Origin of the sequence: Pseudomonas sp. BF-RE-22, from assembly GCF_019956155.1 — a bacterium.
GTDB lineage: Bacteria > Pseudomonadota > Gammaproteobacteria > Pseudomonadales > Pseudomonadaceae > Aquipseudomonas > Aquipseudomonas migulae.
Genome location: NZ_JAHBDD010000011.1, coordinates 21670 through 35968, shown reverse-complemented (window position 1 = coordinate 35968; position 14299 = coordinate 21670). Strand labels below are relative to the sequence as shown.

11 protein-coding genes are annotated in these 14299 nt (G+C 61.9%); 7 read left to right on the top strand and 4 right to left on the bottom strand.

Features of this window, described 5'->3' with window-relative positions; genetic code table 11:
- Positions 1-107: 107 nt before the first annotated feature.
- From KGA82_RS06715 to KGA82_RS06695, 5 genes are all read left to right on the top strand, one after another.
- Complete coding sequence (locus KGA82_RS06715) at positions 108-1184, top strand: putative 2-aminoethylphosphonate ABC transporter ATP-binding protein (protein WP_223449997.1); 1077 nt, start codon at positions 108-110, stop codon at positions 1182-1184.
- On the top strand, positions 1184-2908 hold the full coding sequence (locus tag KGA82_RS06710; protein WP_008040772.1) for a putative 2-aminoethylphosphonate ABC transporter permease subunit: 1725 nt from the start codon (positions 1184-1186) through the stop codon (positions 2906-2908). The genes KGA82_RS06715 and KGA82_RS06710 overlap by 1 nt, the downstream gene beginning before the upstream one ends.
- A 40-nt stretch (positions 2909-2948) precedes the next feature.
- Positions 2949-3974, top strand: a complete 1026-nt coding sequence (locus tag KGA82_RS06705) for a putative 2-aminoethylphosphonate ABC transporter substrate-binding protein (RefSeq protein WP_008040773.1) — start codon at positions 2949-2951, stop codon at positions 3972-3974.
- Between the two features lie 134 nt (positions 3975-4108).
- A complete protein-coding gene (locus tag KGA82_RS06700; protein WP_223449996.1) occupies positions 4109-5242 on the top strand; it encodes a TIGR03364 family FAD-dependent oxidoreductase in 1134 nt (377 codons plus the stop codon).
- Positions 5242-5799 carry a phosphonate degradation HD-domain oxygenase gene (locus tag KGA82_RS06695; protein ID WP_223449995.1) on the top strand — a complete coding sequence of 186 codons (558 nt, stop codon included), beginning with the start codon at positions 5242-5244 and terminating at the stop codon, positions 5797-5799. The genes KGA82_RS06700 and KGA82_RS06695 overlap by 1 nt, the downstream gene beginning before the upstream one ends.
- A 112-nt stretch (positions 5800-5911) precedes the next feature.
- Here KGA82_RS06695 and KGA82_RS06690 read toward each other — a convergent pair whose 3' ends face one another.
- Positions 5912-7288, bottom strand: coding sequence for a GTPase/DUF3482 domain-containing protein (locus tag KGA82_RS06690; protein ID WP_223449994.1), 1377 nt, complete (start codon positions 7286-7288; stop codon positions 5912-5914).
- On the bottom strand, positions 7281-8651 hold the full coding sequence (locus KGA82_RS06685; protein WP_223449993.1) for a DUF2868 domain-containing protein: 1371 nt from the start codon (positions 8649-8651) through the stop codon (positions 7281-7283). Before KGA82_RS06685 ends, KGA82_RS06690 begins: the two co-directional genes overlap by 8 nt.
- 99 nt (positions 8652-8750) lie before the next feature.
- Between KGA82_RS06685 and KGA82_RS06680 the strand changes: the two genes are divergently transcribed.
- Positions 8751-9263, top strand: a complete 513-nt coding sequence (locus KGA82_RS06680; protein WP_223449992.1) for a dihydrofolate reductase — start codon at positions 8751-8753, stop codon at positions 9261-9263.
- Between the two features lie 122 nt (positions 9264-9385).
- Here the strand turns inward: KGA82_RS06680 and KGA82_RS06675 are convergent, their stop codons facing one another.
- The gene (locus KGA82_RS06675) at positions 9386-10777 is read right to left on the bottom strand and encodes an L-cystine transporter (protein ID WP_223449991.1); all 1392 of its coding nucleotides are present in this window, start codon (positions 10775-10777) and stop codon (positions 9386-9388) included.
- 240 nt (positions 10778-11017) lie between these two features.
- On the opposite strand from KGA82_RS06675, the gene KGA82_RS06670 reads away from it, so the two are divergent.
- Positions 11018-12073 (top strand): hypothetical protein, encoded by a 1056-nt coding sequence (locus KGA82_RS06670; RefSeq protein ID WP_008026105.1) that lies wholly within the window; start codon positions 11018-11020, stop codon positions 12071-12073.
- 191 nt (positions 12074-12264) lie between these two features.
- On the opposite strand, the gene ilvD is transcribed toward KGA82_RS06670, so the two are convergent.
- Positions 12265-14106, bottom strand: a complete 1842-nt coding sequence (gene ilvD / locus KGA82_RS06665; protein WP_008040782.1) for a dihydroxy-acid dehydratase — start codon at positions 14104-14106, stop codon at positions 12265-12267.
- Positions 14107-14299: the final 193 nt, after the last annotated feature.

Sequence of the window (14299 nt, the reverse complement as noted above, 5' to 3'; positions counted from 1 at the left end):
AGCTCCAAAATTTACGAATACCACTATCAGCCGTTTTGGCCTCACTGCCACATGACGGACGCATTACATCCCTAGGATGGCCTTCATCTGCTTGATGAGGCCCGTCCATGAACCACTCGATCGCAACTGCCCTGACCAACCCCGGCGCCCCGATGAAGGTGCGCGGCGTGCAGAAACGCTTCGGCGCTTTCACTGCGCTGGATAACGTTTCCCTCGACGTGGCGGCCGGTGAACTGGTGTGCCTGCTGGGGCCGTCGGGCTGTGGCAAGACCACCTTGCTGCGTTGCATCGCCGGTCTGGAGAAACAGGACAGCGGCGAGTTGTTCCTCGGTGATCGCGACGTTTCGCACCTCGCGCCCCAGGCGCGGGACTACGGCATTCTGTTCCAGTCCTACGCGTTGTTCCCCAATCTCACCGTCGAAGCGAACATTGCCTACGGCCTCGCCGGCAGCGGTCGCGATGAAGTGCGCAAGCGCGTCGGTCAGATGCTGGAACTGGTCGGCCTGACCGGCAGTGAGAAAAAGTACCCCGGCCAATTGTCCGGCGGTCAGCAGCAACGTGTTGCACTGGCCCGCGCCCTGGCGCCGGCGCCTTCGTTGTTGTTGCTGGACGAGCCGATGTCCGCCCTCGATGCCCGGGTCCGCGAGCACCTGTGCACCGAATTGCGCCAACTGCAGCGCAGCCTCGGCATCACCACGCTGATGGTCACCCACAATCAGGACGAGGCCATGCTGATGGCCGACCGCATCGCCGTGATGAACAACGGCAAGGTCGAGCAATACGCCACGCCGCAGGAAATCTACGACCGCCCGGCCACGCCGTTCGTGGCGGAGTTTGTCGGCCAGGGCAACTGGCTGCCCTTCCAGCGCAGCAGCGACAGTCATGCCCAGGTCGGCGGGATGAACATGCGCCTGGCGGATGGCAGCGCGAAAACCGCGTCGGGTCGTTTGTTCTGCCGGCCCGAGGCGATCAACGTCAACCCGCTGGTGCATGAAGAAAACCTGTTCCCGGCCAAGGTTCGTGAAATCACCTTTCTCGGCAACCGCTGCCGCATGAGCTTCGAACTCGATCAACTGCCGGGCCACGCGTTGCTGGCAGAACTGGCGCCGGAAGCCATGCCGCGCCTCGGCGCACAGCAGATCATGGTCGCCTTGCCGCCGCGCAGCCTGCAGGTGTTTGCCTGATGAGCGCGAACATCGCGCTGCCGATACCGCACAAGCAGGTTCGGCAGACCTCCCGTGCCGAGATCGGCGACCGGGTGTTCGTGGTCGGCGGCAAAGTCCTTTTGCTGGTGTTGCTCGGCGTCGCGGTGTTGATGCCGTTGCTGGCGATCTTCTGGCGTGGCTTCAGTTCGGAGGCCGGGCAGGGCGGTGGTCTGGTGGCTGCGCGTGAACTGGTCACCAGTGCGAATTTCCACTGGTTGCTCGGCAATAGCCTGAAAGTGTCCCTCAGCGTCGCGGCGATTGTCGTACCGCTGGCCTACCTGTTTGCCTACGCGCTGCAACGCACCCTGATACCGGGCAAAGCTATCTGGCGTGGCATGTCGCTGTTGCCATTGATGGCGCCGTCGATGCTGCCAGGCATTGCGCTGGTTTATCTGTTCGGTAACCAAGGCATGTTGCGCGGTTTGCTCTCGGACAATATCTACGGCTTCTGGGGCATTGTTCTGGGCGAGGTCATCTACACCTTCCCACACGCCTTGATGATTCTGCTGTCAGCCCTGTCCCTGGCGGATGCGCGACTGTTCGATGCCGCCTCCAGCATGGGCGCCAGTCCGGCGAAAGCCTTCCGCAGCATCACCTGGCCGGCGACGCGTCAGGCGGTGTTCGCCGCGTTCTGTCTTGTTTTCACCCTGACCATCACTGACTTCGGCGTGCCCGTGGTGGTCGGCGGCGACTATCAGGTGTTGGCGCTGGAAGCCTACAAAGCCGTGGTTGGTCAGCAACAATTCGGTCGCGGTGCATTGATCGGCATGGTCCTGCTGCTGCCGGCGCTGTTCAGCTTCGGGGTCGATGCGTGGTTGCGCCGGCGTCACGGTGATTCCATGAGCGGTCGGGCGCAGGTCTTTCAACCGGCACCGTCGAAACTACGCGACGGCTGCTACCTGGCCATCGTGCTGCTGATCTGCGCGGTGTTGCTGCTGGTGTTTGGCATGGCGGTGTTCTCGTCGCTGGTGAAGTTCTGGCCGTACAACCTGTCGCTGTCGCTCAACCATTACCAGTTCAACGATACGGCGGGCGGCGGTTGGCTGGCCTACGGCAACAGCGTGAAGATGGCCCTGTGCACGGCGTTGATCGGCAGCGTGCTGATCTTCACCGGTGCCTACCTGATGGAAAAAACCAAGGGCCAGCGCGGACTGAATCTGACATTGCGCATGCTCAGTTTCGTACCGATGGCGGTGCCGGGTCTGGTGCTGGGCCTGGGTTATGTCTTCTTCTTCAACCTCAGCGACAACCCGCTGCATGTGCTCTACGGGACCATGACCCTGCTGGTGGTCTGCACCATTGCTCACTATTTGACCACCGCGCAAATGACCGCGACCACGGCGCTGCGCCAACTCGACGCCGAGTTCGAAGCTGCGGCGCTGTCGCTCAAGGCGCCGCTGTACCGGCATTACCTGCGCGTCACCGTGCCGATCTGCCTGCCGGCGCTGCTGGACATCGTGCGCTACCTGTTCGTCTCGGCCATGACCACCGTTTCGGCGGCGATCTTCCTCTACAGCCCAGACACCATCCTCGCGGCGGTGGCGGTGCTGAACATGGACGACGCCGGCAACGTCGGCGGCGCGGCGGCGATGTCGACCCTGATTCTGTTCACCTCGGCGGGCGTGTCCCTGCTGCTGGCCTGGGCCTCGCGTGGTTTGCTGCGCCGCTCCCAAGCCTGGCGGCAGACCGCGCCCGGTCACTGATTTCCACTCCCGCAACCTCAACTCAAAACAGGAAAAGATCATGTTCAAGCCCCTGGCCCTGGCCGCTGCTGTCCTCACCGCTTTCAGCCTGAACGCCTTCGCGGCGAAAACCGAGTTGACGGTGTACACCGCCCTCGAAGCCGAACAACTGAAGACCTACAAAGAAGCCTTCGAAAAGGCCAACCCGGACGTCGAGATCAAGTGGGTGCGCGATTCCACCGGCATCATCACCGCGAAACTGCTGGCCGAAAAAGCCCGCCCGCAGGCTGATGCCGTCTGGGGCCTGGCGGCGTCGAGCCTGGCGATTCTCGATCAGCAAGGCATGCTGCAAAGCTACGCGCCGAAGGACCTCGGCAAGATCGGCGGCAACTACCGCGACGCCGCCAACCCTCCGGCGTGGGTTGGCATGGACGTGTGGGCCGCGACCATTTGCTTCAATACCGTCGAAGCCGAGAAGCAGGGTTTGACCAAGCCCGTGAGCTGGCAGGACCTGACCAAGCCTGAGTACAAAGGCAAGATCGTGATGCCGAACCCGGCCTCGTCCGGCACCGGTTTCCTCGACGTCAGCGCCTGGCTGCAAACCTTCGGCGAGAAGCAGGGCTGGCAGTACATGGACGACCTGCACCAGAACATCGGCCAGTACGTTCACTCCGGTTCCAAGCCTTGCAAACTGGCAGCGGCGGGTGAATTTCCGATTGGTATTTCCTTTGAATACCCGGCCGTTCAGTTGAAGCGCCAGGGCGCACCGCTGGACATCATCCTGCCGAAAGAAGGCCTGGGTTGGGAGATCGAAGCGACGGCGGTGATCAAGGGCACACCGCATGAGGACGCGGCGAAGAAACTGGCTGACTTCTCGGCCAGCCCTGCAGCGATGGAGCTGTACAAAGAGAACTTCGCCGTCCTCGCTCAGCCGGGTATAGCCAAGCCGCAGACTGAATTGCCGGCGGATTACGAGCAGCGCCTGATCAAGAATGACTTCGCCTGGGCGTCGAAGAATCGCGACGAAATCCTGACCGAGTGGCGCAAGCGCTATGACGGCAAGTCCGAGAAAGTGGCTGCCAAGTAAGATTTTCATCGGCTGACGGGCCCCTTCGCGGGCAAGTCGGATCGCCGCACCGCTCGCTCCTACAGGTGATCGCGTCCCCCCTGTAGGAGCGAGGCTTGCCCGCGAAGGCGGCTTCAAATTCAGGACATCTCTTGATGACACAACACAACGACCTGCTGATCGTAGGCGCCGGCATCCTCGGCTTGTCCCACGCCTACGCCGCCGCCAGGCGCGGTCTCAAAGTCACCGTTTTCGAACGCAGCGAAACGCCCTTGGGCGCCTCGGTGCGCAACTTTGGCCAGGCCCTCGTCACCGGCCAACCGCCAGGCCCGATGCTCGAACTGGCCAAGGCCAGCCGCGAGATCTGGGGCCAATGGGCGCAACTGGCCGGCCTGCAACTCAAGCGCAACGGCTCGTACCTTTTTGCCCGCACCGAAGCCGAAGAACACCTGCTGGAAGTATTTTGCGCCGGCCGCGCCGTGGAACACGGTTACCGTGTCGAGCTGCTGCGCGGCGCCGCATTGCGCGATCTGTACGGCGGCCAGTTCCGCCATCACCGCGCTGCGCTGCACGGGATGGACGATCAGCAACTGTATTCCCGCGAAGCGATCCCGGCGTTGATCGATTACCTGCGCCGCGAAATGAACGTCGAGTTTCACTTCTCCACCCTCGTGCGCGACATCGAACCGGGCCGCCTGCACAGCACCGCCGGCACTTTCAGCGCCGAGCACATCATCGTCTGCTCCGGTCACGATTATCAGACCTTGCTGGCCGAGCCGATTGCCGCGCTCAACCCGCAAATCTGCCGCCTGCAAATGCTCCGCGCCCGCCCGCAGATCAACCTCAACCTGCAACATGCGCTGCTCACCGGTTTGAGTTGTGTGCATTACGGCGCCTTCGCCGATCTGCCGGAAGCAGCGGCAGTGCAGGCGCAAATCCTGCGCGAGCAACCGCACTTGCATGAAAACGGCATTCACTTGCTGATCAGTCCGACGCCTCACGGCGAGTTGATCATCGGCGATTCCCACCACTACGGCAGTGATCCGTCACCGTTCAATGCCGAGCAAGTGGATAACTGGATGATCGAACTGGCCGAGCAGACGCTGGGCTGCAAAGTGCAAGTGGTCGAGCGCTGGCAGGGAGTCTATGGTTCCCGAGGGCCAGGGCCGTTTTCGTTCCTGCGGCCGATGCCGGGCGTGAGCGTGGCACTGATGCACACCGGCGTCGGCATGAGTGTCGGGCCGGCAATGGCCGAATGTAATGTCGCGACGTTATTGGGAGAGCGTTGATGGACCGCAAGGCGCAAGTGATCGACGAGGTGTTTGGGCTGTATGAGCGCTTCGGCGACAGTGATTACATCGGCGAACCGGTGTCGCAGATCGAGCACATGTCCCAGGCTGCACAACTGGCCATGGCGGAAGGCTTCGATGATGAAGTGGTGCTGGCGGCGTTCTTCCACGACATCGGCCATATCTGTGCCGACAGCGCCGAAAACATGGGCGGCTTCGGCGTGGTCAGCCACGAGCGGCTGGGCGCCGATTACCTGCGGCGCGCAGGTTTCAGTGAACGCATGGCGCGGCTGGTGGAGTATCACGTTCAGGCCAAGCGTTATCTGACACTCAAGGAACCCGGCTACTACGAGCGACTGAGTGAAGCTAGCCGTCGGACCCTGGAGTATCAGGGCGGGGTGATGACCGAGGCTGAGGCTGAGGCTTTCGAACAGGATCCGTTGTGCGCCGTCAGTTTGCGCATGCGGCACTGGGATGAGTTGGCCAAGGAGATGTGGGTACCGGTGATTGATCTCGACTTGTTGAGGGAGAAGGCGTTGCGGCTGTTGGCGGCGTAGGCACCTGGAACCGAGTTGCGCCCATCGCGAGCAGGCTCGCTCCCACAGGGGAACGCGTACTCCTTGTGGGAGTGAGCCTGCTCGCGATGGGGTCAGAGCCGACGCCGCAAATTCAGAGCTGCTGCGCCAACACCTCGATCTGCTCCTGCCGCTCCGCCTGATTCAACTTCGCGTGCGGATTCAGCGACGACCATTGCGGATGTGCCCGAGCCTTGTTCAAGGCTTCGGGCAGTTTGCCTTCGCGCCAGCTCTTATCCTGTGGCGTGGCGACCTGGATGCTGTCCATCGCCGCATGCCCACGCGCATTCAGCGCTTGCAGCAACTGCCGCTGCCGCAATGCCAACAACCGCAACACGCTGTCATCGACCGTCAATTCACGCTGACCTTTGATCTTGCCCAGCAACCGGCTGCCGTAGCTACGCGCGGTTTGCAGGGCGCCGCCGGCAATCGCGCCGGCCAGCGCCGCTGCGCCGAGGGTCAAGCCGCCGACCAGCAGATCCACCCCGGCCCCGGCGGCCGCACCTGCCGCGATGCCGCCGCCGACGCGCACGCCCAGTTGCTTGAGGGTTTCCGGGTTGAACAGGTCATCGCCCCAGCGGCCGTCGAGCAGCGGCAGATCACTGGCCGCCGCGTCTTGCGGGCGGAAGGCGTAGAGCTTGAGCAGCGCCTCGACACAGCGCTGTTCCCGTTGGCGAACGGCTTTGCGCAGTTCGCTGATCGCCTGTTGTTCCTGCTCGGCGTCGCTGACCACGCTGCGCCGACACGCCGCACAATCGATCAACAATTCGGCAATCAACCGCGCCGCGCTTTGTTGCCGGGCCAGACGCTGGGCCTGCTGATCGGCGATCAAACGTTCCAGTTGCTCGCGAGAATTTTCCAGCAACAGCGCGAGGCTTTCATAAAGCCGCCGCTCGCCATCCTCCGGCGGCGCCACGCTGTCGAAACGCACCAGGGCATGCAAGCCCAGACGCGCCAACGCTTCACGCCAATCCGGCTCGCGGTGGTTGGCGCTGCTGACGAAATTCAGCACCGGCAGCAGCGGTTTGCCGCAGCTGGCCAGCACTTCAAGTTCGTCGCGGTACTTGGAAAGCACCGGTTCGCGGGCGTCGATCACATAGAGGCCGGCGTCGCAGGTGAGCAGTTGCCGCAGCACCTTGGCTTCCTGTTCGAACCGCTGCCGCGCTTCGCTGCCTTCAAGAAAACGCGCCAGTCGCGCCGGACCGTCGAGGCGTTCACCGGGGCGTTCCAGGCGTTCGAGGTAGTCGAGCAGGGCGATGGCGTCTTCCAGGCCCGGCGTGTCGAACAGGTCGAGCAAGGGCTCGCCGTCCACCGACAACCGCGCGCCTTCGACGTGCCGCGTGGTGCTGGGGCGATGGGAGACTTCGCCGAAACCGACATCACGGGTCAATGTGCGAAGCAACGAGGTTTTGCCGACGTTGGTGTGACCGACCACGGCGAGCTTCAACGGCGCTTTCCACGGATTAGTCATGACCGGTCTCCAGCCAGTTCAGCGGCGCGCAATCGGCGAAGGGCAGTTCCAACTGTTGCAGCGCCACGTGCCAGTCGCCGAGGCGTTCGGCATCCAGCGCTTCGCCGGGCGGCGCTTGCAGCAACCAGACGCGGGTGGCGCTGGCGTTGCGGGCCAGTTCGGCGATCAGCGCGAGGCTGCCGCGGTCCGGCGAACGCCGTGGATCGCAGGCGATGAGCAGGCGGGCCGGGGGGAAACGGCTGAGTTGTTCCAGGAGTTTGTGGCGCGATTCGCGACTGTCGAGGATGCCTGCGTCGTTCACGGTTTTCGGCAGCGGTGGCGGCCATGGCCGTTGATCGTCCAGCTCGATGGCCACCAGCAACGCGCCGTCGCTTTGCAGCTCGCTGACGCCGCTTTCCACGTGATGAAGTTGCGCAGGTGCCGCATCGCTGATGCCCAGACGTTCGCTGGTCGGCATCAGGCGTTCGCGCAGTTGCGCGTAGCCGGGCAGGTTCAGGTCCAGACGCAACATGGCGCGACCTCTTTTCCAGCGCCACAGGCACAACAGCGCCAACAACAACCTCGGCAAAACCCCGTAGACCAGCAACACGCCCACCAGCCACGCGGCCCAGGCCTGACGAGCGCTTTCAATGTTCAGTGCGGCATCGCCGCTGGCGCGGATCATTTCCACGGTGGGCACGCTGAAACCCAACAGAGCCGGCAGGGCGCCCAGAGCCTGAGTCATGACCACGAAGGTGTCGCCGCCAAGGATGGTGGTTTCCCAGACGAAGCCGTAGCGCCGGGTCGCCATCAGCATCAGCAGAATCACCAACGCGCTGAGCATCACCAGCAACCACAAGCCATTGACCAGCACACCGAGCGCCCAGCGATTGAGTTTCTGTCGTTGCAGCAGCAACAGCAGGGCGGGCGCCAGTTGCGCGGCTTTGGCGTCGCGGGCGAGTTTTTCGCTGAGCCACAACCACAAGCGTCCCAGCGTCGCGCCGTGCTCACCGGCAAACACCAGGCCCAGCGCCCAGCTCAACAGCAGAATCAGGTTCAGCCCGAGCAAGCTGCCCAAGGCCCAGAACACATTGACCGGCGTTTGTCCGTCGCCCAGCGCGGCAAACGCCAGACCGGCGCCGCTGACCACGGCCAGCGCGGCCAACACCAACAGCGCCAGTCGCGCACCTTGCAGCCAATGCCTGAGGGCTTCGGTCAGCCCATCACGCTCGGCCAGCCATAAGGCGCGGCGCGAAATCCGTGTCGGCAGATCGCCGCCCGCCGTGCGAGCCAGTCGGTTGGCTTCCAGATCATCCAGTGGGCCGGCGTGTTCTTCGCGCAGGCGAATGGTTTCCGTCAGCCAGAGGGTATTCAGTTCAGTCACGCGGCATCCCGTCGCTCAATTGAGTTGTGAGCATAACCGCTGTCGCGCTTGTCGGGGGGCTACGTTGCGAGAAGCCGAGCCTCTGGTATCCTCGCCGGCATGACTAAATCACTCCCCCTCAGCCTGATCGCAGCCCTCGGTGAAAACCGTGTGATCGGCGTCGACAACAGCATGCCCTGGCACTTGCCGGGGGACTTCAAATACTTCAAGGCCACCACCCTGGGCAAGCCGATCATCATGGGTCGCAAGACCTGGGATTCCCTCGGTCGCCCGCTGCCGGGCCGGTTGAACATCGTGGTCAGCCGCCAGGCGGATCTGGTGCTGGAAGGCGCGGAGGTTTATCCGTCGCTGGAGGCTGCTGTGATTCGCGCAGAGGAATGGGCGAAAGAGCAGGGCGTCGATGAGTTGATGCTGATTGGTGGCGCGCAGTTGTATGCGCAGGGGTTGGCGCAGGCTGATCGGTTGTATTTGACGCGCGTGGCGCTGAGCCCGGAAGGGGATGCGTGGTTTCCGGAGTTTGATTTGAAGCAGTGGAAGCTGGTGTCGAATGTGCCGAATCCGGCTGAAGGCGACAAACCGGCGTACAACTTCGAAGTCTGGGAAAAAGTCTAAAAGCATCGCCAGCAGGCTGGCTCCCACAGTGGGTTTGAGGTGAAACACAGATTGTGTGAACACCCAAAATCCCTGTGGGAGCTAGCCTGCTGGCGATGAGGCCAGATCAGGCGCTAAAGAACTTATGCGTGAGCCAACTCCGCATGCTCATCCGCATCCAGCAGCGCTTTATCGGTCTGCTGCATGATCTGGCTGGTAATCGCCCCGGCCGTGATCGAACCACTCACGTTCAACGCCGTACGCCCCATATCAATCAGCGGCTCAACCGAAATCAGCAACGCCACCAGTGAAACCGGCAAGCCCATCGCCGGCAGCACGATCAGCGCCGCGAACGTCGCACCACCGCCCACGCCGGCCACACCGGCCGAACTCAAGGTCACAATCGCCACCAGCGTCGCGATCCACAGCGGGTCGAGCGGGTTGATGCCCACGGTCGGCGCAACCATCACTGCCAACATCGCCGGATACAATCCCGCACAGCCGTTCTGGCCAATGGTCGCGCCGAACGAAGCGGCGAAACTGGCGATGGATTGCGGAATGCCCAGACGGCTGGTCTGAGCTTCGATGCTCAGCGGAATCGTCGCCGCACTGGAGCGGCTGGTGAAAGCAAACGTCAGCACCGGCCAGATCTTGCGGAAGAACCGCAGCGGGTTGATCCCGGCCACCGACACCAGCACGCCATGGACTACAAACATCAGGCCCAGGCCGATGTAGGACACCACGACAAAACTGCCGAGCTTGATGATGTCTTGCAGGTTGGAACCGGCGACCACTTTGGTCATCAGCGCCAGTACGCCGTACGGAGTCAGCTTCATCACCAGACGCACCAGACGCATCACCCAGGCTTGCAGGGTGTCGATGGCGTTGATCACTTTCTGACCTTTTTCGACGTCATCCTTCAGCAGTTGCAGCGCGGCGACCCCGAGGAACGCGGCGAATATCACCACGCTGATGATCGATGTCGGCTTGGCGCGCGCCAGATCGGCGAACGGGTTTTGCGGGATGAACGACAGCAGCAGCTGCGGCACATTCAGGTCTGCGACCTTGCCTGCGTAGTCGGTCTGAATGGTTTGCAGGCGGGCCATTTCCTGTGTGCCGGCGACCAGGCCTTCGGCGGTCAGGCCGAACAGGTTGGTCAAACCGATACCGATCAGCGCCGCGATAGCGGTGGTGAACAGCAGCGTGCCGATGGTCAGGAAACTGATTTTGCCCAGCGACGAAGCGTTGTGCAGACGGGCCACGGCGCTGAGGATCGAGGCGAACACCAGCGGGATCACGATCATTTGCAGCAACTGCACGTAACCGTTGCCCACCAGATCGAACCAGCCGATCGAGGCTTTCAGCACCGGGTTGCCGGCACCGTAAACGGTGTGCAAGGCGACACCGAACACCACGCCCAACACCAGGGCGAGCAGGACTTTTTTCGCCAGGCTCCACGTCGTGTGACGGGTTTGCGCCAGTGCGACGAGCAGGGCGAGGAACACCAGCAGATTGAGAATCAGCGGCAGATTCATTGGAACTCCCATTAGACATGTGCCAACTGCCTTCCGGGGCAGCTGCGAACCGGCAAGCCTAACAGCTTGATTTTCAATGAATTAATATCAAAAAAGTCTGATGACTGTCGTTTTTGGAATAAGCGGGTGTCGCTTACAGGAATGCAGCTGGCGCGATAGGTGCGTTGGCCGTCGCTGACAGACGGGGACTGTCACACTTATTTGTTAGCGTCGATGTCTTTAAATCAGGGAGATCTATCGATGAAGTTCGCACCGAAATTTCTGCTCGCTGCACTGTGCATTGGCCTCGCCGGCCAGGCCTTCGCTACGGATTTGAAGCACTGGCCAGCCGATCAGGCCAAGGCACTGGATGCGATGATCGCGGCCAACGCCAACAAAGGTAACTACGCGGTGTTCGACATGGACAACACCAGTTACCGCTATGACCTCGAAGAATCGCTGCTGCCGTTCATGGAAAACAAGGGCCTGATCACCCGCGAGAAACTCGATCCCTCCCTGAAACTGATTCCGTTCAAGGACACCGCCGACCATAAGGAAAGCCTGTTCAGCTACTACTACCGCCTCTGCGAACTCGACGACATGGTTTGCTACCCATGGGTCGCCCAAGTGTTCTCCGGTTTCACCCTGCAAGAGCTCAAAGGTTATGTCGACGAATTGATGGCGTCCGGCAAACCGGTGCCGGCCACTTATTACGAAGGCGATGTGGTCAAGAAGCTCGACGTCAACCCGCCGAAAGTCTTCACCGGTCAAACCGAGCTGTACAACAAGCTGATGGAGAACGGCATCGAGGTCTACGTGATGACCGCTGCTTCTGAAGAGCTGGTGCGCATGGTCGCCTCCGATCCGAAGTACGGCTACAACGTCAAACCGCAAAACGTGATCGGCGTGAGCCTGCTGCTCAAGGATCAAAAGTCCGGCGAGTTGACCACGGCCCGCAAGCAGATCACCGCTGGCAAGTATGACGAGAAGGCCAACCTGGGCCTGGAACTGACCCCGTACCTGTGGACCCCGGCGACCTGGATGGCCGGTAAACACGCGGCGATCCTGACCTACATCGATGAATGGAAAAAACCGGTACTGGTCGGCGGCGACACCCCGAGCAGCGACGGTTACATGCTGTTCCACGATGTTGACGTGGCCAAGGGCGGCATCCACTTGTGGGTCAACCGCAAGGACAAATACATGACCCAGATTAACGGCATGATGGCCAAGCACGCTGCGGCCCAAGCCAAGGAAGGGTTGCCGGTGACGGCGGACAAGAACTGGGTGATCGTGACGCCGGCGGAAATTCAGTAACCGCAACACCGATCAACTGTAGGAGCCGGCTTGCTGGCGATGGCGGTTTTTCAGACGAAAAATTGGTCGGCTGACACACCGCTATCGCCAGCAAGCCGGCTCCTACAGGGATTTGCGTATAACGCAGATCAAACGATTGGCAAAAAAATGCCCCGCACTTGGCGGGGCATTTTTATTTCTGCGACTGACGCTTACAGCCCGTCAAGCATCGCCTTGTTACGCACAGCACCCTTGTCGGCGCTGGTCGCCAGCAGGGCGTAGGCTTTCAGTGCGGTGGTCACTTTACGTGGACGTTTCTCCACCGGCTTCCAGCCTTTCTGATCCTGCTCGGCACGGCGGCCGGCCAGTTCTTCATCGCTGACCAACAGGTTGATCGAGCGGTTCGGAATGTCGATCAGCACTTTGTCGCCGTCCTGCACCAGACCAATCGCGCCACCGGCAGCGGCTTCCGGCGAAGCGTGGCCGATGGACAGGCCCGAAGTGCCGCCGGAGAAACGGCCGTCGGTGAGCAGGGCGCAGGCTTTGCCCAGGCCTTTGGATTTCAGGTACGACGTCGGGTACAGCATTTCCTGCATGCCCGGGCCGCCTTTCGGGCCTTCGTAACGGATGATCACGATGTCGCCGGCCTTCACTTCGTCCGCGAGGATGCCGCGCACGGCGCTGTCCTGGCTTTCGAAGATTTTTGCGTTGCCTTCGAACACGTGGATCGACTCGTCGACGCCCGCGGTTTTCACTACGCAGCCGTCCAGCGCGATGTTGCCGTAGAGAACGGCCAGGCCGCCTTCTTTCGAGTAGGCGTGTTCGACACTGCGGATGCAGCCGTTTTCACGGTCGTCGTCCAGGGTTTCCCAACGGGTCGACTGGCTGAACGCGGTTTGCGTCGGGATGCCCGCTGGACCGGCCTTGAAGAAGTGATGTACCGCTTCGTCGTCGGTCTGGGTGATGTCCCACTTGGCAATGCCTTCGGCCAGGGTCTTGCTGTGCACGGTCGGCAGGTCGGTGTGCAGCAGGCCGCCACGGGCCAGCGAACCGAGGATGCTGAAGATCCCGCCGGCGCGGTGCACGTCTTCCATGTGGTACTTCTGGATGTTCGGCGCGACTTTGCACAGTTGCGGCACGTGACGGGAAAGACGGTCGATGTCGCGCAGGTCGAAATCGATCTCGGCTTCCTGGGCGGCGGCCAGCAAGTGCAGGATGGTGTTGGTGGAACCGCCCATGGCGATGTCCAGGGTCATGGCGTTTTCGAACGCCTTGAAGTTGGCGATGTTGCGCGGCAATACCGACTCGTCGTTCTCGCCGTAGTAACGCTTGCACAGCTCGACGATGGTGCGGCCGGCCTGCAGGAACAGTTGCTCGCGGTCGCTGTGGGTGGCCAGGGTCGAACCGTTGCCCGGCAAGGCCAGCCCCAACGCTTCAACCAGGCAGTTCATCGAGTTGGCGGTGAACATGCCGGAGCACGAACCGCAAGTCGGGCAGGCGCTGCGCTCGTACTCGGCAACCTTCTCGTCAGAAGCGCTGGAGTCGGCGGCGATCACCATGGCGTCGACGAGGTCGAGACCGTGGCTGGCCAGTTTGGTCTTGCCGGCTTCCATCGGGCCGCCGGAGACGAAGATCACCGGGATGTTCAGGCGCAGGGCGGCCATCAGCATGCCTGGGGTGATCTTGTCGCAGTTCGAGATGCAGACGATGGCGTCGGCGCAGTGGGCGTTGACCATGTACTCGACGGAGTCGGCGATGATCTCGCGGCTCGGCAGCGAATACAGCATGCCGTCGTGGCCCATGGCGATGCCGTCATCCACGGCGATGGTATTGAATTCTTTCGCTACACCGCCGGCGCGTTCGATTTCGCGGGCGACCAGTTGGCCCAGGTCCTTGAGGTGGACGTGGCCCGGTACGAACTGGGTGAACGAGTTGGCAATGGCGATGATCGGCTTTTTGAAGTCGTCATCTTTCATCCCCGTGGCGCGCCACAATGCGCGGGCACCGGCCATGTTGCGGCCGTGGGTGGATGTTTTCGAGCGGTAATCAGGCATGAAGCACTCCGGGCGGCTAATCAGGTATCAAAAGGGAAGTGAGCTTCTATTGACGTCTGGAACACTCAGAAATGGCCGTGTGTCCGGAAGTTGCCGATAACTTTGCGGGATCGCCGCGCGCTTCAGCTTGAGCTCATAAACCCGCCGGGGGATGACTGGCGATGAATGTCGCGATTCTACACGGCTGGCGGCT